This is a genomic window from Virgibacillus proomii, assembly GCF_900162615.1.
Taxonomy (GTDB): domain Bacteria; phylum Bacillota; class Bacilli; order Bacillales; family Amphibacillaceae; genus Virgibacillus; species Virgibacillus proomii.
In genome coordinates, this window is record NZ_FUFN01000009.1 from 736,310 (window position 1) to 761,916 (window position 25,607).

At 36.9% G+C, this 25,607-nt stretch carries 16 protein-coding genes; 6 read left to right on the plus strand and 10 right to left on the minus strand.

Going from position 1 to position 25,607, the window contains the following annotated elements; all coding sequences use genetic code 11:
* Positions 1 to 266 precede the first annotated feature (266 nt).
* Positions 267 to 2,075 carry a DNA ligase D gene (locus tag BN1066_RS06110; protein ID WP_077318562.1) on the plus strand — a complete coding sequence of 603 codons (1,809 nt, stop codon included), beginning with the start codon at positions 267 to 269 and terminating at the stop codon, positions 2,073 to 2,075.
* Between the two features lie 257 nt (positions 2,076 to 2,332).
* Here the strand turns inward: BN1066_RS06110 and BN1066_RS06115 are convergent, their stop codons facing one another.
* The 4 genes from BN1066_RS06115 to BN1066_RS06140 all read right to left on the minus strand — a co-directional run bounded on the left by BN1066_RS06115 (position 2,333) and on the right by BN1066_RS06140 (position 8,690).
* Positions 2,333 to 3,370 carry an ion channel gene (locus tag BN1066_RS06115; protein ID WP_077318563.1) on the minus strand — a complete coding sequence of 346 codons (1,038 nt, stop codon included), beginning with the start codon at positions 3,368 to 3,370 and terminating at the stop codon, positions 2,333 to 2,335.
* Between the two features lie 257 nt (positions 3,371 to 3,627).
* Complete coding sequence (locus tag BN1066_RS06125) at positions 3,628 to 5,025, minus strand: L-cystine transporter (protein WP_077318565.1); 1,398 nt, start codon at positions 5,023 to 5,025, stop codon at positions 3,628 to 3,630.
* A gap of 543 nt (positions 5,026 to 5,568) precedes the next feature.
* Positions 5,569 to 6,345 (minus strand): TerC family protein, encoded by a 777-nt coding sequence (locus BN1066_RS06130; protein WP_077318929.1) that lies wholly within the window; start codon positions 6,343 to 6,345, stop codon positions 5,569 to 5,571.
* Between the two features lie 602 nt (positions 6,346 to 6,947).
* Positions 6,948 to 8,690 carry a phospho-sugar mutase gene (locus tag BN1066_RS06140; RefSeq protein WP_077318567.1) on the minus strand — a complete coding sequence of 581 codons (1,743 nt, stop codon included), beginning with the start codon at positions 8,688 to 8,690 and terminating at the stop codon, positions 6,948 to 6,950.
* A gap of 564 nt (positions 8,691 to 9,254) precedes the next feature.
* On the opposite strand from BN1066_RS06140, the gene BN1066_RS06145 reads away from it, so the two are divergent.
* Together BN1066_RS06145 and BN1066_RS06150 are read left to right on the plus strand one after the other, a co-directional pair.
* A complete protein-coding gene (locus tag BN1066_RS06145) occupies positions 9,255 to 10,343 on the plus strand; it encodes an AI-2E family transporter (protein ID WP_425445268.1) in 1,089 nt (362 codons plus the stop codon).
* A 331-nt stretch (positions 10,344 to 10,674) separates the two neighbouring features.
* Positions 10,675 to 10,857 (plus strand): SE1832 family protein, encoded by a 183-nt coding sequence (locus BN1066_RS06150; RefSeq protein ID WP_077318569.1) that lies wholly within the window; start codon positions 10,675 to 10,677, stop codon positions 10,855 to 10,857.
* A 61-nt stretch (positions 10,858 to 10,918) separates the two neighbouring features.
* Here BN1066_RS06150 and BN1066_RS06155 read toward each other — a convergent pair whose 3' ends face one another.
* Positions 10,919 to 12,772: a cation:proton antiporter gene (locus BN1066_RS06155; RefSeq protein ID WP_077318570.1), complete on the minus strand. Its 1,854-nt coding sequence runs from the start codon at positions 12,770 to 12,772 to the stop codon at positions 10,919 to 10,921.
* Positions 12,773 to 13,558: 786 nt separating this feature from the next.
* Between BN1066_RS06155 and brnQ the strand changes: the two genes are divergently transcribed.
* Entirely contained in the window at positions 13,559 to 14,866 is a 1,308-nt protein-coding gene (brnQ, locus tag BN1066_RS06160) for a branched-chain amino acid transport system II carrier protein (RefSeq protein WP_077318571.1), read from the plus strand.
* A 119-nt stretch (positions 14,867 to 14,985) separates the two neighbouring features.
* The gene (recQ, locus tag BN1066_RS06165; protein WP_077318572.1) at positions 14,986 to 17,124 is read left to right on the plus strand and encodes a DNA helicase RecQ; all 2,139 of its coding nucleotides are present in this window, start codon (positions 14,986 to 14,988) and stop codon (positions 17,122 to 17,124) included.
* Positions 17,125 to 17,459: 335 nt separating this feature from the next.
* Here recQ and BN1066_RS06170 read toward each other — a convergent pair whose 3' ends face one another.
* On the minus strand, positions 17,460 to 18,692 hold the full coding sequence (locus BN1066_RS06170; protein ID WP_077318573.1) for an aminopeptidase: 1,233 nt from the start codon (positions 18,690 to 18,692) through the stop codon (positions 17,460 to 17,462).
* Between the two features lie 725 nt (positions 18,693 to 19,417).
* Here BN1066_RS06170 and BN1066_RS06175 point away from each other — a divergent pair.
* Positions 19,418 to 19,747, plus strand: coding sequence for a winged helix-turn-helix transcriptional regulator (locus BN1066_RS06175; protein WP_077318574.1), 330 nt, complete (start codon positions 19,418 to 19,420; stop codon positions 19,745 to 19,747).
* A 131-nt stretch (positions 19,748 to 19,878) separates the two neighbouring features.
* Here the strand turns inward: BN1066_RS06175 and BN1066_RS06180 are convergent, their stop codons facing one another.
* From BN1066_RS06180 to BN1066_RS06200, 4 genes are all read right to left on the minus strand, one after another.
* On the minus strand, positions 19,879 to 21,300 hold the full coding sequence (locus BN1066_RS06180; protein WP_077318575.1) for an alanine/glycine:cation symporter family protein: 1,422 nt from the start codon (positions 21,298 to 21,300) through the stop codon (positions 19,879 to 19,881).
* Positions 21,301 to 22,010: 710 nt separating this feature from the next.
* The gene (locus tag BN1066_RS06185; protein ID WP_179104301.1) at positions 22,011 to 22,232 is read right to left on the minus strand and encodes a hypothetical protein; all 222 of its coding nucleotides are present in this window, start codon (positions 22,230 to 22,232) and stop codon (positions 22,011 to 22,013) included.
* Positions 22,233 to 22,262: 30 nt separating this feature from the next.
* The gene (gene cls, locus BN1066_RS06190) at positions 22,263 to 23,705 is read right to left on the minus strand and encodes a cardiolipin synthase (protein ID WP_077318576.1); all 1,443 of its coding nucleotides are present in this window, start codon (positions 23,703 to 23,705) and stop codon (positions 22,263 to 22,265) included.
* A gap of 955 nt (positions 23,706 to 24,660) precedes the next feature.
* Entirely contained in the window at positions 24,661 to 25,407 is a 747-nt protein-coding gene (locus BN1066_RS06200) for a MurR/RpiR family transcriptional regulator (protein WP_077318578.1), read from the minus strand.
* Positions 25,408 to 25,607: the final 200 nt, after the last annotated feature.

Below are 25,607 nucleotides of genomic sequence, written 5' to 3' on the forward strand. Positions count from 1 at the left end.
GGAGCCGCTTCTCTCAGAAAGGTCTTCAAAATAATAAAGAAATTTTTCAAATGAAGAAATACGGCTTTTCAGCCAAAGTTGCCTTTATGTAAGAAGATGATCGAGGTTTCCTACAGCTGGAGTTGATAGCTAGGCGTGATGTTTTTAAAAAGATATCCACTACGTAAAGCGAGTATAGTTTCCTATTGAAGCCCCGCGAAATTTGCCCTCTGTCGTCTTTACAATAACCTCTATACAAATATAAAAAGAGAATGGAGCGAAAAAAAATGGACGTAATGAAACCGATTTCCAGTTCTGAAATTCCCTTGGGGAACGAGTGGTTATATGAAGTTAAATATGATGGCTACCGATGCATCTTACGTTGGTCCAAAGATAATCTGCAATTACTTAGTAAAAACAAAACGGATTTAACTGATAAATTTCCCGAAATCATAGAATATTGTAAATCACAACAAGCCCAACTGCAACAGCATCTGCCTTTAACCATTGACGGTGAATTAGTCGTATTAAATAATTCTTATCAAGCTAATTTTTCCTGGATACAAAAGCGTGCAAGAATGCATCATATGGATTCCATTCAAGCAGCGGCAATGAAGCGGCCAGCTAGCTTTATGGCATTTGATTTAATCTTGTTTCAGGGGAAGCCAATGACAAATCAAACACTCGAACAACGAAAAACTCTATTACAACAAGTTTTTGCACAAATAAATACGGATAAACTTTGCTATGTCACTCACTCTTTTAATGCAGAGGAGTTATGGAATACGGTTTATACTTATCTAGGTGAAGGGATTGTTGCAAAACGAAAGAAAAGTACATACAAACAGGGAAGAAGTCATCAGGATTGGTTTAAAATAAAAAACTGGCGAGAAATATCCGGAGTTTTAACGACTTTTGATGAAAGTAATCACTATTTTCATGTGGCTGTATTTAAAAATGATGAAACAATTGGAATCGGAAAATGTAAGCATGGTCTAAATCAGGAAACATTTCAAGCACTACAACAGCTGTTTAAAACGGAAGGAAAAAAGCAACATAACCTCTATCATTTACCACCTGCCATTTGTGCATCAATATATAGTCTTGATTTATACGAGCAAGAGCTGCGCGAACCGGAGTTTAAAGAATTGCTTCCAGACGCCTTAGTAAAAGATATGACCTGGGAGCAGTTACAGTTATCACTCGCAATGCTTCCAGAATCTGTAGAATTAGCAAATACCGACAAGCTGTTCTGGCCTGCCCCAAATTATACAAAAGGAGATTTAATCGTCTACATTAGGGAAATCGCGCCTTATATCCTTCCCTTTTTACAAGAACGTGCCCTCACTATTATCCGTGCCCCTGAAGGAGTAGAGGGTGAGACTTTTTTTCAAAAGCATTTACCTGATTATGCACCTGCATTTATACCAAGACGTTCTGTTCAGGAAGGAAAAAGCCTTATTCTCTGTGAAAATATCGAAGCACTAGTATGGTATGCCAATCATGGTACGATTGAATTTCACACCCCTTTTCAAACAATGAACACTAGCACCCCGGAAGAGATTGTATTTGATTTAGACCCGCCCAATCGAGATAGCTTTTATTTGGCAATCAAAGCTGCTAATTTGCTAAAGCATTTACTAGATGAACTGAGTCTCAAATCATTTGTAAAAACTTCTGGAAATAAAGGGCTCCAAGTATATATTCCAATTCCATCGGGAAGTATGAGCTATGAACAAACTGCTGTATTTACAAAAGCAATCGCATGGACAATGGAAAGTGCATATCCTAATTTATTTACAACCGAGCGAATGAAACGTAAGCGTGGAGACCGACTATACATTGATTTTGTCCAACATGGAAAAGGGAAAACGATTATTGCTCCCTATTCGCCGCGAAAAACTCCAGAAGGTACTGTTGCTACACCTCTATTTTGGCATGAAGTAACAGATGAATTATCTCCTCTGAATTTTACAATAAAAAATGTGCTGGAGCTCATTAACAAAAGAAGTTGTCCCATGCAATTTTATCAAGACGTAAAGGAAAAACAGCAGCTTGATCCTGTTTTAACCTTTCTGCAAAATCGTACCAATTAATAGGGAACAACCGGCCAGCAACCTAAGTAGAATCCTATCCGGATAGGTTGTACAAAGCAAAGTGACTATTGCTCAAGATAAAGAAATCCTAACTGCAACTAGACTCTTTAACACAAGGTAACACATGATGAAAGTGAAACTTCACTCCATGGACTTTGCCTTAGAATGAAATAGAACAAAGCCTATACACAAAAATTTCACCTACGTTACTTTAAGATCTGTTTTCATAACAAGATCGTGATGGTAACAAGCAGTACTTAAGAGAGTACTGCTTGAGCTATAATTTTTGTGTAAACTTCCTCATCACAGATGATAAATAACGCTGCATCTTCAGGAATTGGGTCTTTTAAATGATTGATAATAGAAAAGTCATTTCGATTGGAAATCAGTATAGCACCCTGTGCAGCTAAATCTGCACGAGCTTGTTCATATGTTTTCCAATCTTCCTTTTTCCGGATTGAGTAAAGATCATAGCCCTGATGGCTCGTTAATTGCCTAATAATTTCACTAGAACCATTAAATAAAATGGAGCGGGCTGCCAGATGTGCTGCGGTATCATTCGCTGTAATAAATTCTTCGACGTTAGCATGTTTAAAAGCGGGAATATGCGTAGACTCCAAAACTTCGCATATCGTATACATATTTTGCTTAAATTCCTTCCCCATGCCTTCAAGCGTTGTAGCGATTAATAATGTTTGACCATCTGCTTGAGAGGTAGCGACAAGATCCTCTGGGGCAAAAATCATAATAGATTTACTTTTCAACAAATTTGCTTGTAACAAAACATCTCGATTTGCAGGATTACCATGTACAAATTCAACTTGTTCATGTAGAATCGGCGTCTTTTTTAGCTTTTCATCAATAATCACTATTGATATATTATTAAACGTATGCAAAATTTCGTCTAAAGCGATTTTTGCTTTCTTGGTCCAATTAATTAAAATAATATGACCTTCCGTCGTGATCTTCAATTTTCCTTCCTCCTTTAATCGCTTGCGTACACTGAGAAAATCAATAACTTTCCCAATAAAAATCGTCATTAATCCGATTCCGATAACAAATAAAAATATGGCAAACAGCTTACCGCTGGCAGTCGTTGGGGAAATATCACCATAGCCTACCGTTGTTACAGTAGTCATTGTCCACCAAAGCCCTTCAAAAGGACTGGAAAACGTATCTGGCTCTAAAAAATAAATAAAATAACCGCTTCCAAGAACCAATGCCAACGTCGCCAATGATAAAAACCAATTATTAAGCTTAATAACTTTAACAAATAATTGCTTAAAAAATATCATATACTCTCCCTCTTCTTATTTCGTTTCCTGAATAATAAAATAGTAACATATTTCCACCTGTAAGTTGCTTAGAAAAACTTGGTCAGTCGCACGTTTTTGCATAAGCGACCAGTCATTGCTAAAGTTGTATTTGCCAATCGGTTTCCGCACTATTTGATAGTCCAGAACAGAAAAAAGCCACGCTTGCATCACATGCAAGGGTGGCTGATTAAATGTGAATTCTATCTTACACAATGAAAGATGATACTCCATTACTTTTATAATTGCGTTGATTCTTGAATCGCTGTTTTATCCTGATATGTTTTTAAATTTAATTTTTTTAATATGCGAGCTGTTATTGTACCGGTAACCATAGATCCATTTACATTTAGCGCTGTACGTCCCATATCAATAAACGCTTCAATAGAGATTAATAATCCGGCTAAAGCGACAGGCATATTCATCGATGATAAAACAATCAGCGCTGCAAATGTTGCACCACCGCCAACACCGGCAATTCCAAACGAACTAATACCGATAATTAACACAAGCTGGACAATAAACGCCGGTGATAAGGGGTCAATACCAATGGTAGGTGCAATCATGACAGCAAGCATCGCCGGATATACACCCGCACACCCATTTTGCCCCATCGTAGCCCCAAAGGAAGCAGACATATTTGCTATTCCTTGATCCACTCCTAAAGAATGCTGTTGAGCTTGGATATTTAATGGAATTGTACCCGCACTTGAACGCGAAGTAAAGGCAAAACCTAATACCGAAATAGCCTTACGTAAATACATCCATGGACTCAAGCCAAACAAACCAACAAGAAGGAGATGGATAATAAACATAGTGATTAATGCAACGTAAGAAGCTATAACGAACTTACCAAGCTCTACAATTCCTGCAAAATCTGTACTAGCTACTGTATTTGCCATCAATGCCAATATTCCATATGGAGTTAAACGAAGAATTAGAGTTACAATTCGCATTACTACAGCGTACAATGAATTAATAATTTTTGTAAACATTTCCGCTTGTTCTGGGTTTTTCCTTCTTACTCCTAGTACTGCAATACCGACAATAATCGAAAAGATAACAACAGCAATAACCGAAGTAGAACGTTCTCCAGTCATATCTAAAAAGATATTAGACGGAATAAAGTTGACAATCTTTTGAGCAGCTGTTTGACTTTCTACTTCTTCTGTTAATTTTGTCTCAAGCATTGCCCCTTGATCATTCTCTGCCTGCCCTGCTTCAATTTCTTCAGCACTTAAATCAAAGACAGTAGCTGTTCCGATCCCAACTAAAGCTGCAATCATCGTTGTTGAAATAAGAATTCCAATGATCCAGCTAGCCATTTTTCCTAACTCTGCTGTTTTTTCCAAGTTAATAATTGACTGAATAATCGATACGAGTACAAGTGGAATAACAATCATCATCAGAAAACGAACATAGCCGCTTCCAACAATACTGTACCAATCGGTTGTTTTTAATAAAATATCAGATCCAGCGCCATAAGCCCATTGCAGAGCCGCACCTAATACAATTCCTGCACCTAGTCCAGTGAATACACGTTTAGTAAATGAAAAATGCTTTCTTTGCATCCAAATAAGTAAACCGATAAGTGCTAGTAACACAATAATGTTAATAATCACAAAAAGCGTATCCATTTCTTTTGACTCCCTCTCTATATTTATTTTTTGCATATAAATATGCAACTTGTCGCTTATCGTTCCATTTTTATACAATATTAATCCGATAAAAATAGTATGACTTCATAAAAATACAATGTTTTATCGCTGATGTCAAGAAAATAGTTTCCCCATCGATATCTATTTATAGTAACCTTTCATATTATATATATAGAAAAACTACTGTACAGACTGCACAGTAGTTTAAGCTAATCTCTTACGATACCTTGCATTTGGTATAAAGAAAACATGGTAACTTATCGTAGGAATACTTGAGGGCATAAGCTAGACCACGAAGCCACTTTCAAAAAAGATATCCACCATGTAAAAACAGATATAATTTCCTAGCAATCACCGCCTGCGATCAAAAGCAGGCAGTGAAGAAACGATAAATGCCTATTTAGCAGAATCATTGTTGTAATTAAAAAATGGTTGTACAGGGTGTTCATAAAGTCACGTAAAATTAATACATCGAGTTTAATTTATACATAAGAACATTAAATTATAAAATCTTGTAAATAATCAGCTGCGATCCTTTGTCTTTTTCTTTGACGTATTTGACGCAAACCAGCCAATTATAGCAATTCCTACTAGAACAATATAGAATGTGGTTTTCCATAAGGTAGAATGTGGAAACCCTTCTGGAATTAGCCCAATCTCTTCGTGGGCAAGCACAATCATACTAAGCTTTACACCGACCCAGCCGACAATCACAAAGGCAGCTACCTCTAATCCAGGTCGTTTATTTAATAAATCTACAAAAATATTAGCTGCAAACCGCATAATTATAAGACCCATCATGCCACCTGCAAAAACAACTAGAAATTGTCCCGTATCCAGACTTCCTATATGACCTAAACCGGTTGGCGGAAGAGCTACAGCCAATGCGACAGCTGCTAGAATAGAATCCACGGCAAACGCAAGGTCAGCGAACTCAACTTTTACCACAGTCATCCAAAATCCGCTTCCTTTAGCTTTATCATTTGTACCTTTCTTGTCCGTTTCTTTTCTTGGTTTAAATCTTTCATACAAATTTTTACCTGATATGAAAAGTAAATATATAGCACCAAGTGCCTGTACTTGCCAAACATCAACAAGGAACGAAATAATGAATAACGAACCAAAGCGAAGTACAAAGGCCCCAGCCAATCCATAAAACAATGCTTTTCTTCGTTTATCTTCTGGAAGATGCCTTACCATAATCGCTAACACAAGCGCATTATCTGCTGCAAGCAGCCCCTCCAAACCAACAAGTACAACTAAGACCCATAAATACTCAATGAATAATTCAGCGCCCATAAAATCCTTCTCCTTTCTCTGGTTACGACCGGAAACTTCTAAACGTCGGCAGAAACCTTTTCTTTCATGAAAACCTTCCAAGTTATCCCAATCTGTTAAAGAGATTAGTATAACAAAAGCTCGAAGCACTTGGTTAGCAACATACAAACGGCAGATCTTCTGAAAGGATAAAGAAAACATCCTCTGCAACAGGGGTATGCCGACGCCTGAGCGGCAAGTCCGCTTTTCGTCGGCCTTCCTTTAGATTCGAGCCGATATTAACTTATCGCATAAAGAAAAGCGAAGTTCGCTATAGCTGAAGCGCATAAGCCAGACGAAGCCACTTTTAGAAAAGATACCTACCATGCAAAACGGATATCGTTTCCTAGTCAATAAAAAATGGTTCCTACCAATCGGTAAGAACTCATCAAAAAAGACCCTTACCACGATTGGTAAAGGTCTCGCTAACAACGTTCTATCGTTGCCAATTCAGCCGGAGAATGATCTCGTAATGACGACTAAAATTGTACAGCTACTCCCCTTTAATTAGGAAATTGAAATTACTTTTATATTAAACATCATTTAAGTATACAATGTCAACTACTAAGTTATAAATCTAACTTCTACTCTGTTTCTAGTATTTGTTTTAAAACCTGATTCATCGTAGCTTGTAAAGCAGCTAATTTTTCTCTACTTTCAGCTTCACTATTGCCGCGCACTCCATAGTAGCATTTAAGCTTCGGCTCTGTACCAGACGGGCGCAAACATACCCAGCATGCTTGCTCAAGAATAAACTTTACCATGTTCTCTTTTGGAAGTTCGATGGGTTCAGTTTGTTTTTCATCATGGAGGCATTTACGCGTTCTAACTAGATAATCTTCCACTTGTTCAACTCGAAGTCCGCCAATTTTGTGCATAGGTTCTTTACGAATATAATCCATAATCGCTGTGATTTGCTCTGAACCTCTTTTTCCCTTCAAGGTTAACGAATCCATGCCTTCAAAATAATAGCCGTGTCTAGCGAATAAATCGTCTAATACATCCAATAATGTCTTCCCTTGCTTATGCCAATAATATGCCATTTCACATGCCATCATTGAAGCTTGTACGGCATCTTTATCACGAACAAAGCTGCTAATTAAATAACCATAGCTTTCTTCATAACCAAATACAAATGATTCACCGGTTGAATCAAACTGTCTAATCTTTTCACCAATAAATTTAAACCCTGTAAGTGTATTAACCGTTTTAATACCATAATAGTCGGCTACAGCCTTTCCAAGCTCGGATGTAACTACTGTTTTTAACATGCGGCCACTCTTTAATAAATTTAAATCACTATGGGATAAAATATAATCGAACATTAAAGCCCCAAGCTGATTTCCAGTTAATACCTGATATTCACCAGCTTTGTTTTTTACAGCTACTCCCAATCTATCTGCGTCAGGGTCTGTTGCTAATAAAATAACCGCATCGGTCTGCTTCCCCTTTTCTATTGCCAAAGCGAATGCTTGATGTTCTTCAGGATTCGGCGAGGCAACAGTGGAAAACTCTGGATCAGGAATAGCTTGTTCCTTGACCATGTGAACTTTTTTGAAATTCAATTGTTTTAAACCTTGAGGAACTAATTCATAAGCCGTTCCGTGTAAAGGTGTGAAAACAACTGGCATGTTTTTTTCTTTGGCTATTTCCGTAGATGGTAACTTTGATATTTGCAATAATCTCTGTAAATATGCATTATCAACTTCATCTTTGATCCAAATTAGCAGTTCTTTTTCCTCTAACTCCGCTTTTTCTATAACTGGAACTGTCAATTCATCTTCTGTCTGATTAATATATGTAATAATATCAGAAGCTTGACTCGGTGTAATTTGCCCACCATCCTCATTGTATACTTTAAAACCATTATATTCTGGCGGGTTATGGCTGGCTGTAATCATTACTCCAGCAACTGTTCCTAAATAACGCACTGCAAATGATAATAGTGGAGTCGGTCTAAGCGAAGAAAATACATATGCAGCAATACCATATGCACCTAATACTTTTGCAGTTTCTAAGGCAAATTCTTTTGACATATGCCTAGAATCATAAGCAATAACAACACCGCGATCTCTCACATTCACGGTATTTTCTAATAAATAGTTTGCTAGACCATCTACTGCTTTACGAATGGTGTATACGTTCATCCGATTGATACCAGGTCCAATCACACCACGCATGCCGCCGGTACCAAAGGTTAATTCCTTATAAAATGCATCCTCCAATGCTATAGGATCGTCTTTTAACTTTGCTAGTTGTGTTTTTAAATCTGGTTCAAGATCTCGAAAGGAATTCCACTTTTCATATATGTGCTCCCAGCTTTTCATTGTCTGTCCTCCAACCATTTAATCTATACGAATTTTAGCATATTTCATCGAATTATTCTATGGTAACCCTTTCCCTCGTTTAGAATACGTGTAAAATGGATAAATTAATAGAAAATGTTTTTTTAGCTGACCTTTATTTTTATCCCACCTCTAAGGGACATAAGACTTCTACTTCAAGATTGATAGAGAATACAAAAAATTACAAGTGGAAATGACGCCTAAATGGTCGATTATTTGGAACGATAGACAGCAAGGGACTACGACATCGATCCATCGACAGAAAAGTGCTTTCCTTTTTCAAAGAATGTAAGGCTTCTTAATTAGGCAAAAAAAACGTTTTTTAAGAACAAAGTGTGCTTTTTCAGCAATAACGGCGTTTTTCAAAGGCCGCCTGAGAGTTTCAGCTTTTATTCTACTTCTTATCATGGTTGAGGGAACAAATAGTTTCCTTATCTGATGACAACGAAAAGCTGATCCTTATCACATGCTTTTTTCAAGAGTTACACTTTCTATTTTTATGATAAAAAGGTAAAATAAACCGTAGATGAACTCGGAAAGTAGGGGATGTATTTGGTCAATAAACGTTGGTTTCAGGTTTTAGTATTTTTTATCTTATTTTTTACGTTAGTTCTATTAATCTCTGTTACTAATTTTATATTTACTCCGTTTATAAAAATTGTTGGTTCGGTAGCCGTACCAGTTATCGGAGCAGGAATACTCTATTATTTAACAAAACCGTTAGTAAATTTTTTTGAACGGATGAAAATAAATCGAATCATTTCTATTATCCTTGTATTTGTGGTTTTAATTCTTGTTGGGGTATTTGTCTATATGTATATTGCACCTATTGCTCAACAGCAATTTAGGAACTTAATTAATAATGTTCCTAAAATGGTAAACTGGGCACAGGATTTGATTTCTTTATGGCAATCGAATCAAACAGCCATACCAGAACAGGTAGACAAAGCCATTAATGACTTTACAAATAACTTGCAATCACATATTGACAGCATGTTAAATTATCTGTTTGGTTTTATCGGTCATATAATTGGCTTTGTTACATCCTTAGTACTTGTACCATTCTTCTTGTTCTTTATGTTAAAAGACGAAGAAAAGCTAGTTCCATTTATTACGCAAGTATTTTCTAAGAAAAAAGCTGCGAATATTCGTGCATTGCTTGCAAAGCTTGACGGAACGTTAACTTCATTTATTCAAGGACAGCTGATTGTAAGTTTTGCTGTAGGGGTTTTATTATTTATTGGTTATTTAATTATCGATTTAAATTATTCCCTGACACTTGCCTTATTTGCTATGGTGATGAATGTTATCCCATTTGTCGGGCCATTTATTGCCGTTATTCCTGCATTAATCGTTGGTGCTTTTCAGGAACCTATAATGGTCATTTGGGTTTCGATAGTCATGATCACGGCCCAGCAAATTGAAAGTAATTTAATCTCGCCAAATGTTATGGGAAGAGCGTTGGATTTACATCCGTTAACAGTTATTACTGTCATTCTAGCGGCAGGAAGTATTGCTGGCTTTTTAGGTATTTTATTTGCTGTACCATTTTATGCCGTTATTAAAACGATCATTATCCACTTTTACCAAACATATGTCGATTCAAAAAAAAATAAAGAGGATGCATTACTTTAATTCATATAAAACGGAAGCGAGATGTAAGACTTCGCTTCCGCTTTATCCCATATCTAACTGGCAGTAAGATCTCCACCTAGAGGAGTAAGAGGAATCAAGAAATCTAGGTGGAGAAAACTTGCAATAAATGTCCGATTGGTTCAAGGGTCTTTAGGTCACAGCCCTTGCCGGTACTACCATGAGTGGGGGGTGAAAGAAAACAACCCCTCATAGTAGTTACCCTTTATCATTAAACATGTTAGAAGTTAATGCGTCGTTATAAAAGAAAAGGTTCTTCTTGTTTTGTAAAGCAATTCTTCGTTACACTAGAGTAAAAAGGGAGAGACTGGAGATGTCTAAACAAAAATTACTTGCTAAACTGGATGAATTAAAATCTGATTATGTCCGGATCCAAGGGGATATGGATAAGCTGGAATATGTAGGTGGTCGAGTTTCATCTGCGGAAGAACAGCTTATTCGTTTGGAAGGGGAAATTGCGGAAGTAAATAAACAACTAGTTGAATTAGAAAAATAGCTTGGCTCATCCCCAAGCTATTTTTCTAATTCTATTCTTCCATTTCAAGTTATCCTCAAAATTAATTTTCTTTATTTTGCCCATTTCGCTGATTATCCAATTTTGCTTGAATTTTTGCTTTTTCTTTATTTGGTGGAGTTAAGCTAACAATTCGGTCACCTACTGCCGGTACTGTCCGCATTTCCTCGGAGTAAAACTTGAGTTGTCCAGATGGTTTAATCAAATACAGAAAAACGGTCGAATCATCTTTATCCGCTAAATATTGCTTATAATTATATTGCGAAGTTAACGTCGTCTGTCTAAAAACATAATGGTTATCCAACTTATCCAATAAATCTTCCATCGTAAATTTTTTATCAAATAAAATACGCCCGCCAACTCTAGATACAACTGTTGCTTCTTTACTCAATTGATCGAATGGGCTTATTTTAAACACATTTGTTCGACCATACTCCGGCATAAATGTCGTACACACTAATGAATTAAACGCATGATCATCCGTTGCAGCCAGCAGATACTCAAAAGGGATCGTGTCTAAGTTGTATTCGGTCTGCTCAGACAAAATATTCCCATGGTAAAAATTAATCCCGGCCTCACGTACGGGGCGAAGTCTTTCCCATGAAGAATCGACAATAATGACTGGAAAATTCGCCTTGGACAACGATTTTGCTAACTCCACTGTAAATCGATTTGCTCCAATGATTAAAGCCCCTGGTTTTCCTTCCATAGATAGATGTAGCTTTTTTGATAACCAGCCAATCGAAAAACCATGTGCCACAACGGTAAAGAAAACAAGACCAAAGGTAAGAGTAGTTAAAATATGTGCATCCTCATAACCCTGTTCGGTTAAAACACCCGCAAAATAGCCAGACACGGTTAGTGCTACAATTCCTCTTGGAGCAATCCATCCTACTAATGCTTTCTCATTAAAGGATAGGCTTGTTCCAATGGTTGAAAGAAAAATCGATAATGGTCTAACGGCAAACATCATTAACAAAACATAACCGATAATATTGGGGCTAAAAATTTGCAGCAATGTCTCTAATTGTAAAGATGCAGTTAACATGATGAAGATCGTGGAAATAAGCAAAATAGAGATATTTTCTTTAAAATGGCGCATATCTGAAATAGAACTGATTCCCATATTAGCTAGCGTAATTCCCATTGCGGTAACGGATAACAAGCCCGTTTCATGAACAATCTCATCCGCAACTGTAAAACAAAGAATCACGACAATAACGACAGCTGGCGACTTTAAAAATTCCGGAATATGCCCGGTTTCAAACATCCAGCCAATCCCTTTTCCACATGCCCAGCCAAAGATAGCAGCAAATATGGAAGCAGCAAAAAATAGTAACAGTTGGTTTATATCTGGATTTGTTGCCGTTAAAAAGGTGATAATCTCAAAAGCAAAAACGGCTAGTAATGCACCAATCGGATCAACGATAATCCCTTCCCATTTCAGGATTTTTGCAGGCCTTGCCTTTAACTTGGATTGACGTAACAATGGCATAATAACTGTTGGGCCAGTAACAATAAACAAGCCGCCAATCACAAATGCAACGGCCCAGGAAAGCCCGGCAATATAATGGGCAGTAAGAGAGCCGAGAATCCAGGCGATAAATGCACCAACTGTAGAAATGCGAAATACCGGCTTACCAAGCCCTCGCAGCTCTTTAAAATTTAAATTTAAACTACCCTCAAATAATATAATAGCAACAGCTACAGAAATGATCGGGCTATATAAATTACCAAAGTCTTCCTCAGGATTCATAATACCTAAAACAGGCCCAGCCAACAGACCTGTGATCGACATTACAACAATTGCCGGCATTCGATAACGCCATGCAACCCATTGTGAACCAATCCCTAAAAGACCTATTAGCATGATTTCAAATAATAAAGACGGAACCATGTCATACCCCCTAGTTTAAATATATTATAAGGCGCCAATATTGAATTCATTCCATCCCCAATAATGACTCCCACACTTCTTGGATCGCGAGTAGTTTCTGCTAAGGCAACCTTAAAAATATAAATCTAAGTTGTGCTAGCGAAACGAGCTAGAAAACCCAGACTATGCATTCCTTTTTAAAACACCTTTCCAAAGTTTAGAAAAACTTGGCTTGTCGCCAAGTCTTTATGGCGAAAGCTATCGTTTTTCTTATACGATAAAGTGAAACTTCATTCAGTAGGAGTTTGCTTCCCTCTCCTACTGAATGTTAGTTGAACCAATCGGGCATTTAGGTGCCGTTTTCTCCAATTTAAACTTCTCGGAAGTTGTGGCTTTACGGCACCTTACATGCGGGATAAAGCTAAAGTTTTATACTTTACTTATAGCGCAAGAAAGCTTGGCTATCTTCAGCCCTGACGTTTAGCAACCTGTTCGTTGCACTTATACATTTTTAACGCATAAGATAAAAACATTTTAAAGGGGAATAGCAAGAATGTAAACTGTTTTATAGAAACATGATTGTAAAATAATAATTGCAAACTTTTTTTCTTTTCCATGTATTTATTGACAATTAAAACAAACTACTGTTATTATAGTTGCTGCTTTCATTATTTTTCAGAAAATAACGTCCAAATGCTTTAGCAGTAACCTTAAGGATTCAAGCACTTTTATTTTTATTGTCAGTTAATTTGGAAAAATCAGCTTATTATTTATTTTATTTTTATATTTTAGAAAGAGGGAAAGAAATTGAAAAAAGATACGTTTATCGTCGGCTTTATGTTATTTGCCTTATTTTTTGGTGCCGGTAATTTAATCTACCCACCTGTATTAGGGGTGTCTTCAGGTTCTTCATTTTTTTCAGCCATTGTAGGATTTATCATGACTGGAATCGGGCTCCCTGTCCTTGCTGTTACTGCTATCTCCTATGTAAAAGAAGATGCTAGGGAATTAGGTAACCCCGTACACCCGTTATTTGGACTATTTTTTACTTGTCTTGTTTATTTAGCGATCGGACCCTTTTTTGGAATTCCTAGAGCTGCTACAGTAGGTTATGAAATGAGTATCGAACCTTTTCTAACAACAGCCTCCTCAGAAAGTTTATGGTTGTTTACAAGTATATTTTTTCTAGCTGTTTTTTTAGTGAGCCTAAATCCTTCCAAAATGGTTGACCGAATTGGCCAAATTTTAACGCCGATCTTATTGCTTTCGATAGCCATCCTTGTCATTGGCGGCCTTCTTTTATTTGATAAACCACTTCAGCCAGCTACAGGAGATTATAAGGAAAGCCCGTTTTTCACTGGTTTTATTGAAGGTTATTTAACAATGGATGCCATAGCAGCTTTGGCATTCGGGATTATTGTTGTACAAACATTTAAAGAACGTGGACTTTCATCTCGACAAGCGCTAATTAAAGCTACGTTAAAGGTAGGATTTATCGCCGGAATAGGCTTAATTATTGTTTATACTACTCTCGGTTGGATTAGTGCGAAATTGCCAAAAGGGGAACTGTTTGCAAATGGTGGCGAGATATTGTCTCATGCTGCTACAAGCATTTTTGGCACGTCAGGCACATTATTACTTGGGATTATCGTTACATTAGCCTGTTTTACAACATCTGTAGGACTCGTCGTTGCAACTGCTCAATTTTTCGTAAAAATCAGTCCACTATCATACAAATGGCTTGCGGTTATTATTACACTAGCAAGTTATTTAATTGCTAATCAAGGACTTAATACGATTATTCGCTTTTCTGTTCCAGCATTAGTATTTTTATATCCAATCGCTATTGTGCTGATTCTGTTAACATTTATGCAACCTTTATTTGGTAGTAGGAAAGCTGTTTACCGAGGAGCTATTCTATTTACTTCCATTGTGAGCTTGTATGATGGCTTACAAGAGTTAGAAGTAACCATTCCACTAGTTACTGATTATTTTGCCGTGCTTCCATTTAGCAATATTGGATTAGGCTGGCTGGTACCTGCTCTAATCGGGGGTATTCTTGGCTGGATTCTATCTCTATTTCGACAACATCGACCTCTTCATGAACAGGGGTAAGAGATCCCTATGAAAGCAAATTACTTTTTTACAATCCAAAGATCAGTTATCCTAACCTTTTCAGCTAAACTAAAGGGGATATTATGTTAAGATAAAGGATGTAAAGGAGGACGCTCCAAATGGGTGTACGAGAAGAAAAGTTATTACAGACCTATTTTGGTTATGAGCATTTTCGACCAGGCCAACAAGATACCATTAACCATATTATTAACAGAAACAACGTTCTTGCTGTCATGCCAACTGGCGGAGGAAAATCGATTTGCTATCAAATTCCTGGTCTAGCTCTAGAAGGAACAGCTATCATTATTTCACCACTCATTTCATTAATGAAAGATCAAGTTGATTCCTTGCTTGCATTAGGGATTGCCGCAACTTATATTAATAGCTCATTGTCCATGGAGCAACAGCAGACTCGCCTTAAAGATATTGCTTTAGGCAGGTATAAATTTGTATACGTGGCACCAGAGCGTTTTGATTCGAATTCATTCATTCGTGTGCTAAAGCGAATTCGAATATCGTTAATTGCTTTCGATGAAGCACATTGCATTTCGCAATGGGGACATGATTTCCGTCCTAGTTACCGTTCCATTATTCCTCAGTTGCAACAGTTATCTGGTAACCCAATTATCATAGCTTTAACAGCGACGGCAACGGAGGAAGTTATTGTAGATATACAGCAGCAGTTACATATTCAGTACGTTGTTAATACAGGATTTGAAAGAAAAAACTTATCCTTTTATCTTATTAAAGGAAGAGATAAACTGTCGTATATCCGCTCCTTTCTGCAAAAAAGAGAAGGAGAATCAGGAATAATTTATACGGCTACCCGAAAACAAGCGGACACACTTTATGAACGATTAATGAAACAAGGATATGAAGTTAGCAAGTATCACGCGGGATTAACAGAATGGGAAAGAAAAACTGCTCAATCTTCGTTTATTCATGATGAAAAACAGTTAATGATAGCAACCAATGCCTTTGGGATGGGAATCGATAAATCCAACGTTCGTTTTGTTATTCATTATGCCATGCCAATGAATATAGAATCGTATTATCAAGAAGCTGGAAGAGCTGGAAGAGACGGCGAGCCAAGCGATTGTATTTTGTTGTTTTCCCCTCAGGATGTACAAATGCAAAAATTTTTAATTGAGCAGTCTTTCATGGATGAGCTAAAAAAACAGGGAGAATATCGAAAGCTACAAGCAATGATTAATTATTGCCATACACATAGCTGCTTAACATCGTTTATTTTAAATTATTTTCATGAAACAAATCAGCAGACGAACTGCGGACGCTGCAGTAATTGTGTGGAGCGCCAAGAACAAGTCGATATCACGGAAGAAGCACAAAAAATCCTATCTTGTGTGAAGCGAATGGATGAACGATTTGGTGTAGGTATGACTGCAAAAGTACTAAAAGGTTCGAAAGATAAAAAAATAAAAGAATTTGGACTGAATCGGTTGTCTACGTATGGAATTCTCTCTTCCTACACAGAAAAAGAACTAACCGAGTTCATTCATTTTTTAGTAGCTGAACAAGTATTAACGATTGAAGAAGGAAAATATCCAACTTTACGGTTAAACAAGCAATCGGTAGCTGTATTAATGGGAAAGAAAACGGTAACCATGTTTACTGCCTCCGTTCCAGTAAATGAGGCTGCTGACTACCATGAAGATTTGTTTAACATGCTGCGCAAGCTGCGAAAACAAATTGCCGATGAAAAAAACGTCCCGCCGTATGTGTTATTTTCCGATGTAACATTGAAGGATCTAAGCAGATATTTACCAGAAACAAAAGATGAAATGCTCATGATCAAGGGTGTAGGAGAAAAAAAGTTCGAGCAATTTGGGGAAGCCTTTTTGAGTGTGCTTCTAGACTGGAAAAGAAACCATCCCGATGTAAAAAAAGTAATTCCCATTCAAAATGCTCCTGTCCAAAAAAGAGACTCTCATCGACCGGATAACCGCCCAAGTCACTTAGTTAGTTACCAAATGTTCCAATCTGGCAAGTCGATTAAGGATATTGCTATTATACGTGAATTGTCGCTACAAACTGTCGAGGCACATTTATTTAAAGCGTTCAAAGATGGATATCCAATTGCATGGGAAATCTTTTTTACACCCGAGGAAGAAGATACTGTCTTAGAGTCTAGAGACAAACTGAATGCTTCCAAACTGAAACCGTTAAAGGAGTCACTTCCTGAAACATTTGATTATACAAAAATTAAAGCTGTTCTAACAAAAAATGGATATATGTAAGATAAGCCATTCTCAATGAACAAGAGAACTTTAAGCTAGTCAACAACGCTACTTAAAAAAGTTATTTATAACATAGAAGCAAAGATAATTTCTAGAACAAAAGCTAGAAGCGCATTAGACAGCCCCCACCAAGTGCTGAAACTCCAACAAAGAGGCTGCTCGCGCCTCAGGAGAAATGAAGCGACCCCGAGGGGCTAGGCACTGAAACTGATGTGGATAAATTATCATTCAAAAATTATCCACAATGAACAAAGTTTATAGTCTCCTGAACAATTAAAAAACAACCAATCCATCTCTTTTAACCAAATCGATTGGTTGTTTTCATCTTTAATTTTCTATTTCCACGCCCATGTTCCGTTCCGAAATACTGGTTCAGTCGTACCATCCTGAAGAACACCATCAATATTTAAATGCTCTGAGCCAATCATAAAATCTACATGTGCCAGGCTATCGTTTACTCCATGTTGATCAAGCTCTTGTTCATTCATAGAAGAACCACCCTTCAGATTAGTTGGATATGCCTTTCCAAGGGCGATATGACAAGACGCATTTTCATCAAACAATGTGTTATAAAAGATTAAGCCTGATTGTGAAACTGGTGATTCATGCGGTACAAGTGCAACCTCTCCAAGACGCTTCGATCCTTCGTCAATATTTAGGATTTGTTCTAACACAGCTTCTCCCTCTTCAGCTTGAAAGTCGACTACTTTACCTTCCTTAAAAGTTAAACTGAAACCGTCAATTAAACTGCCGCCATAATTAAGTGGTTTGGTGCTGGCCACTGTTCCATGAACGGCATACTTATGTGGAAGAGAGAACACTTCTTCTGTAGGCATATTTGGGTTAAATGTTACTCCCCCCTCTGTTTGCGCAGACCCGCCTTTCCATATATGCCCTTCTGGAAGTTCCATTTCCAAATTAGTACCTGGTGCCGTAAAAATTAACTTCTTATAGTTCTTCTGATTTAATTTTTCCCGTGCTGTTCTTAGTCGTTCATTATGAGCATCCCAAGCAGCAATTGGGTCTTCTTGGTCAACTCGAACTATTTTTACGATTGCCTCCCACAAACTTTCAACTGCTTCCTCTCGGGACTTATTTGGGAAAATCTTTTGCGCCCAGTCTCCAGTTGGGATCGAAATAATTGACCAGGCGATCCGGTCGTTCATCGTATATTTTCTATAGTTTTTCATGGCTTCTGCTGCAACTTTATTCGCTTTGGCAACTCTTGTAGGATCAATCCCCTCTAGTAAGTCCGGATTCGTAGCTCGAATATTTAATACAGCTGCTCCATCTTCGGCAAAACTGTCATGAAGTTTAACCTTCCAATCAGGAAAACTTGCGATGACTTCATCCGGGGCATGTTCAAATTTTAGTCTTGTCAGCTCATCATCCACCCAATTAATATGTACATCTTTTGCTCCCATTTCATATGCTTTTCGGGCAACGATCCTTGTAAATTCAGCACCTTCAATAGGCGCATTTATCATAAGGGCTTGACCTTGTTGTAAATTCACACCTGTTTTTAATGCTAATTCAGCATATTTTTCTTGTGTTCGTTGGCTAACCATTACCTTACCTCCACTCAAATTATTTCACACTAATATTATTTCACAAACCAAAAAAAATTACCAAAAAATATTGTGCATTAATCAACAAAGTTCCTTTATCTTCCACCAAAAGCCATATTAAAGACTGTTTCCTCCCGTTTCGAATAATAGTATTAGTATATAAGAATTTTATTACAGAGAACACGTCAAATGCGAATAATGGGTGTAGTCAATTAGCAAAAACTAGAAGCACTCGTTTAGCTACGTACAAATTGGAGCGTATTTTAACGAAATAAAGGAAACTGTGACATGAGGAGTTCATGTTGACTTATCTGGGAAGAAGATCGAAGTTGCTAGTCGTTCGAGCACATATGCTAGACGGAGCTACTTTCAAAAAAAGATATCCTTCATATAAAGTGAATCTTCAATCAGCGGTTTTCTTTATCCCCCACTGATTGTTAGAATGTAAAAACATCAAGCATTTGACTTGCAGTTAGATCTTCCACTTATCTTTCTAGGGTCGTAGCATAGAAGAGCAGGTTTTCCTTCCAGTTACATGCTGGGAATAAAAAAAGATATGTTTCCTAGACATTTTAAGAGAGTAGATGATACTTACCTTATTATCACTGGATTAGCTCTCTATACTAAACTTTACGTGTTATTTAGAATATGTTAACCTAATAATAGGTTACTTTTCGTAATAACTGTTTCAATTGTTGGAATAGATACGATCTGAGGTGATAATGATGGAAAACCTTTGTCCGCGCTTTGAAAAGGCTATGGTCCTTTTAAGTACACGCTGGGTAGGGCTTATCCTTTTTGATTTATTAAAGGGAACCAAACGTTTTTCTGAAATGGAAGCTGACTTGCCAATTAGTGGAAGATTACTTTCTGATCGACTAAAAATGTTAGAAAAAGAAGGCATTGTAACACGGGACATATATTCAGAATTCCCTGTGCGAATTGAGTACTCTTTATCTGAAAAAGGCAAAGCTTTAGCACCCGTTATTCAGGAAATTCAAAATTGGGCAGAGAATTATATCTCTTTAGACGAGTTAAATGAAAACACAAAATAAGAATTCCAACAGGATTTCTCTTTTCCTTCATGTATGTAGCAAAATTTAACATAGCTTCCTTTAGGATGATATTCGAGGTGTATGGATAAAGCAAAAGGTGCGAACTCTTTTAAAGGAGTTCGCACCTTTTATTATTCATGATCAGAGGCTTGATCGCGCCCCCAATAAGTAATCCCGTCTTGATTATCTAGTACATCACGATAAAATACTGGATCTTTTCCTTGTTTCCGTTGCCTGCGATAATCCTGCAATGCTTGATTAGCAATTTTAAACAATCTTGCAATCGCGTATAAGTTAATTAATGCCATAATGGCCATTGTCAAATCCGCTAATGCCCAAACAAAGTCGAAGGTAGCAATCGCACCAAAGGCTACCATCGCTAACACTGCAAGACGGTATAAAAATAAACCTATCTTGCTATTGCGAATATAGGTGATATTTGTTTCACCATAATAATAATTTCCTAAAATGGAGCTGTAAGCAAATAAAAGGATGGCAATAGCTATAAAAGCGCTCGCCCAGTCGCCAATATGAAATGCAAACGCGTTTTGTGTGATTTGAATGCCATCGGCTTTGCTCCCTTCGTAACCGCCAGCTGTAATAATGATAAAAGCAGTAGCACTACAAATTAAAATAGTATCAAAGAATACTCCTAACGCTTGGATTAAACCTTGCTTTACCGGATGCGTTACTTCAGCAGTGGCAGCAGCGTTTGGTGCACTTCCCATACCAGCTTCGTTGGAGAAAAGACCTCGTTTAATTCCCATCATAATCGCTGCACCAAATCCACCACCAGCTACTTCACGGATTCCAAATGCATTCGTAAAAATAATAGAAATCATATCAGGAATTGCAGTAATATTTGCGATTAAAACATAAATTGCCAAACCAATGTATAAGGTTGCCATGATCGGAACAATAATTTGCGACACGTTGGCTATGCTTTTTAATCCACCAAAAATAACAACAGCTGTAAAAATAAATAAAATAACTGCAATTACGTTTTTACTAATAGCAAACTCATTTTCAAATGCTAAGCTAATTGTATTCGATTGAACAGAATTAAATACCAGTCCGTAAGTAAATGTTATTGTAACCGCAAATAATACTGCAAGCCATTTGTTATTCAAACCCTTTTCCATGTAATAGGCCGGTCCACCATGATATTGTGTCTTATCGGGAACTTTATATATTTGTGCTAATGTACTCTCTACAAATCCAGAAGCTGCTCCTAACAGAGCAATAAGCCACATCCAAAATACTGCACCGGGCCCACCAGTAGCTACTGCCGCTGCAACACCAGCCATATTTCCTGTACCGACTCTTGATGCAGCACTGATTGCAAACGCCTGAAAAGAAGAGGTACCCTTCTTCCCTGAGGCACTAACTGCGCGTTTATCAGTAATCACGCGAAACATCTCAGGTAAAAACTTAAACTGGACAAATCCAGTTTTTATCGTAAACCAAAGTCCTAAACCTAATAAAACAGCAATCAACACATACGTCCATAATACGTCATTTACCTGACTTACTATGTTTTCTAAAAAAACCATTTTCGTATCCTCCTTCTGCTTACAACAAGGACTTCGTTGTAAGACTGCTTAACGTAAAGATCGTGTAAATTTATCTCAGGACATCCCTCCTTTAAAATGGAAGATTTTTATTTCTAAATACTCTTTATTTGCTAAAAATAAAAAGACCTTCCAAACCTATTTTTAATATTTTAAACCAAAATCCTTACTGATTCCATGGATAATCTGTCCCAAAAATCTCTGCGAATTCTCTTGACTGGTATTTGCCGCTCTCTCTGTTGTGCAGCACGGATCGGAGCTGATTGATGAACCCTTTTTTCATCATCGGTTTCGGGAATCATACAATGTACCGGACTTGGGTTACCATCTTCATCAATTGCCACAAACGTTTAGAAAAACTTGGCTTGTCGCCAAGGCTTTAGCGAAAGCTATCGTTTTTCTTATACGATAAAGTGAAACTTCATTCCGTGGAATGTTTTTTACACGGAATGTTAGTACCACATGGGTATGACCTAAAGGCCCTTGAACCAATCGGGCATTTAGGTGCCGTTTTCTCCAATTTAAACTTCTCGGAAGTTGTGGTTTTACAGCACCTTACATGCGAGATAAGCCTAAAGTTTTATACTTTCCTATAGTGCAAAAAAGCAGTCGAGCAAACATGCTTTCGCTGGTTCGTAAGTTTTCTGTCAATGCTTTTACAAATACTCCGTCGACGTATGTGACAAACGCCTCTACACAAATAGAATGACCATTTTTGACAGGAATAAAAAATCAACAGAGTCAGTTGAAGCTGTAACTACCGGCTTTCTGGCATGCCTAGAAGCTGCAATCAGCGCTACATCATCCATTGAGATCCGTTTACCACCCAATAGTGTACCGTAAGAATTCGTGTCTGGCGGTAATACATAAGATGTTCTAACAGCTAAAGATTTGGCACATGTCTTCTTGTTCATGTTATCACCTCTTAAGTATTTAGTTGATGCTTACAATACTGGTGAAAGAAGTCGAGAAATGGATTCTTTAAAACGAATACCTATGGAGCGCTGACGATAAAGATTTTTCGACATTTGTGTAGATAGCATCATGTCCTTCTCAAACTCAAAGACTAACCGTTGAGTCAGGTCCGGATCATATAAAAATGCATTCACTTCAAAATTTAAACGAAAACTGCGAACATCAATATTTGCAGTTCCAACGGAAGCAATTTTCCCATCAACGACAATTGTTTTTGCATGTAAAAAACCATTTTGATAAATAAAGACCTCTGCGCCTGCTTCCAGTAAGTCTCCAATATAAGACAAAGTTGCCCAATAGACAAATGGATGATCCGGCTTGTTTGGAATCATAATTCTTACATTAACTCCGGACAACGAAGCGATTCTTAATGCATCACGTAAACTCTCATCGGGTATAAAATAAGGAGTTTGAATATATACATATTCTTTTGCACTCATAATCATTTTAATATAACCATTTTTGATCTGTTCCCAGTCAGAATCCGGCCCACTAGAGACAATTTGTACCCCCACATCGCCAGTTGGAACGGAACTATAATAACGATTTTCATATAAAATATCATTACGGGAAGCCTGATTCCAATCCAAGATAAAGCGCGTCTGCATCTGATGTACCGCATCTCCATAAATACGTAAATGCGTGTCACGCCAATATCCAAACTTTTTCTTCTTTCCTAAGTATTCATCACCAATGTTAAAACCACCAATATAGCCTATTTTGCCATCAATAATTGCTAATTTACGATGATTTCGGTAGTTTATTTTAAAATTGATCTTTGGTATTTTGGGCGGAAAGAAAGCTTCCACCTCTACTCCAGCCTTACGTAGCCGCTTAATGTATTTGCGCTTGAGCGAACGAGAACCCATGTCATCAAACAAAACACGCACTTCAAGCCCTTCTTTTGCTTTTTTAACTAAAATATCGGCAATTCGCTGACCAAGATTATCACTACGAATAATGTAATAGAGCAAATGAATATGATCTGTTGCCGCTTTTAAGTCCTCGATTAAAGCTTCAAACTTTTCAGCTCCATCCGTAAATATCTTCACACTGTTATTATGCGTAAAAATAGCATCATCATTTCGTAAATGTAAATAAAATAAATCCTCATACTCAGCGATGTCTTCATTTTTATATGCGAATGTACCTTCTTCCAGTGCACGCAGTTGGGCTTGTACGGCTGCCTTCACACCAAGCCTGCTTTTCGTGTCCCATGTAAAGATTCTTCGTTTACTGATAGGCTTTCCGAAAATTAGATACAAAAAAAATCCTGCAATTGGGATAAACAATAGAACCATTAACCATGCCCATGTGGAACTTGCATCCTTCCGCTCTAGAAAGACGATAGAAATTCCTAATGTAATATTAAAAATTAACATGGAACCAAATAAATAAGACATAATTTCCATTTACTTATGATTCCCCTTCCCATAAACTGTTACTCCCTAACAAAAATTGGATGATAATGACAAACATTTCACCAATAATATAGCATACAACAACAATTGTCGTTAGTTTCAATTATAAAACGACTTTAATTTCTAATATTTTATTAGAAAAACTTGGCTTCGCCGGATCTCTATGGCGAAAGCTATCGTTTATCTTATACGATAAAGTGAAACTTCATTCCGTGGAATGCTTTTTACACGGAATGTTAGTTTGAACGAATCGGGCATTTAGGTGCCGTTTTCTTCCACTTTGACCCTTTTGTACCAACTCAGGATCTTATAGTGGAAGCCCTACGGCACCTTACAGCGGGATAAAGTGAAACTTCATTCAGTAGGAGTTTTCTTCCATCTCCTACTGAATGTTAGTACCACAAGGGTATGACCTAAAGGCCCTTGAACCAATCGGGCATTTAGGTGCCGTTTTCCCCCACTTTGACCCTTTGTATCAACTAAAGGCTCTTGAAGCAGGAGTCTTACGGCACCTTACATGCGGGATAAAGCCTAAAGTTATATGCTTACCTATAGTACTAGAGAAAACGTGACCAACACAAGACTTTCGTGCAGATTATTGGCTTTCTTTCACTTATACAGTTGGCATTTAAAATTTCATTACGTCCTAACATTTGCGTTAAAACGCTAGCGCATTTTATTTTTACTACTCGACTAATTAACTTATTCTTCGCAATCTTAGATATCACGCTAAAATAGTCGGTTTCTTTATTATACGTTATTGTATTGTTTAATTCCCACTTTATGTATGAGGTAAATAAGTAGGTGTTACGTTTCATGCAAAAGAGCCTGCAACTAAAACTATACTTATTGATCGCAAGCTCCATAACACGGATTTTAAAAAGTCCATGAGACATTCTATATATAGAGAGATACCCCTGAAGCATTCACCATTTACCTGAAAAAGTTAATATTCATTTAAACGTGTTAATTCATTAATTAATAAATCAACAATTAAGAAAAATCCAATCCGCGATATTTTATCATTTTTCTTTGTATCATTGTTATCAGAGTAACAATATAAGTTATCGTTTGTATATTTAGTTAATTCATTTGTTTGAAAAGAAGTAATACTAATTATTTTTGCTTTTTTAAAATGTACTTTTTTTGCTGTATTAATAATCTTTTTGGTATTTCCCGACATGGAAATAAATATAACCATATCGTTTTTTGCCACAAAGTTTGTAAATAGCTCAGATAGATTATAATCTTTTATAAAAATACATTGAATTCCGATTGATAATAAAAGATGCTCTAAATAATAACCTACTGCCTTACTAGTGCCTCTAGCCATAATAAACACATTTTCCGATGTTTGTATTTTTTTAGCACAATTTTGAAGCATTTCTTCACTAACAATAGATAATGTTTTATTTATACTTTGATCTAAAATTTCACGGTAAGATAAAACACTTTGTTTTTGATCAAGTACTTTATCTTTTACAGAATGATTAATATGATATTTTAATTCCTTGTACCCACTATAACCCAGTTTTTGAGCAAGATTGATTATCACTGTTTTTGATACATAAGTGGTTTCCGCTAAATCGTTTATCTTCATGTAAGGGATAACATCCATATTTTCAACAATATAATTCAAAACCTTTCGTTCACTCGCCGTCATCTCTTCATAATTATCTAAAAAATTCAACATGTTTCATTCCTCAATCCATTCAAATATTTCCTGTTATCTGGCTATGTTCTTAGACAAATTGCTACGATTTAGTATAACATGTTAAACTATTCTCACCAGTGATTTATGGATAAAGTGAAACTTCATTCAGTAGGAGTTTTCTTCCATCTCCTACTGAATGTTAGTACCGCAAGGGTATGACCTAAAGGCCCTTGAACGAA

Coding starts and splice junctions, on each gene's coding strand:
- BN1066_RS06110 (WP_077318562.1), top strand. CDS start 267: ATGGACGTAATGAAACCGATTTCCAGTTCTGAAATTCCCTTGGGGAAC.
- BN1066_RS06115 (WP_077318563.1), bottom strand. CDS start 3,370: ATGATATTTTTTAAGCAATTATTTGTTAAAGTTATTAAGCTTAATAAT.
- BN1066_RS06125 (WP_077318565.1), bottom strand. CDS start 5,025: ATGGATACGCTTTTTGTGATTATTAACATTATTGTGTTACTAGCACTT.
- BN1066_RS06130 (WP_077318929.1), bottom strand. CDS start 6,345: ATGGGCGCTGAATTATTCATTGAGTATTTATGGGTCTTAGTTGTACTT.
- BN1066_RS06140 (WP_077318567.1), bottom strand. CDS start 8,690: ATGAAAAGCTGGGAGCACATATATGAAAAGTGGAATTCCTTTCGAGAT.
- BN1066_RS06145 (WP_425445268.1), top strand. CDS start 9,255: ATGTATTTGGTCAATAAACGTTGGTTTCAGGTTTTAGTATTTTTTATC.
- BN1066_RS06150 (WP_077318569.1), top strand. CDS start 10,675: ATGTCTAAACAAAAATTACTTGCTAAACTGGATGAATTAAAATCTGAT.
- BN1066_RS06155 (WP_077318570.1), bottom strand. CDS start 12,772: ATGGTTCCGTCTTTATTATTTGAAATCATGCTAATAGGTCTTTTAGGG.
- recQ (WP_077318572.1), top strand. CDS start 14,986: ATGGGTGTACGAGAAGAAAAGTTATTACAGACCTATTTTGGTTATGAG.
- BN1066_RS06170 (WP_077318573.1), bottom strand. CDS start 18,692: ATGGTTAGCCAACGAACACAAGAAAAATATGCTGAATTAGCATTAAAA.
- BN1066_RS06175 (WP_077318574.1), top strand. CDS start 19,418: ATGGAAAACCTTTGTCCGCGCTTTGAAAAGGCTATGGTCCTTTTAAGT.
- BN1066_RS06180 (WP_077318575.1), bottom strand. CDS start 21,300: ATGGTTTTTTTAGAAAACATAGTAAGTCAGGTAAATGACGTATTATGG.
- BN1066_RS06185 (WP_179104301.1), bottom strand. CDS start 22,232: ATGAACAAGAAGACATGTGCCAAATCTTTAGCTGTTAGAACATCTTAT.
- cls (WP_077318576.1), bottom strand. CDS start 23,705: ATGGAAATTATGTCTTATTTATTTGGTTCCATGTTAATTTTTAATATT.
- BN1066_RS06200 (WP_077318578.1), bottom strand. CDS start 25,407: ATGTTGAATTTTTTAGATAATTATGAAGAGATGACGGCGAGTGAACGA.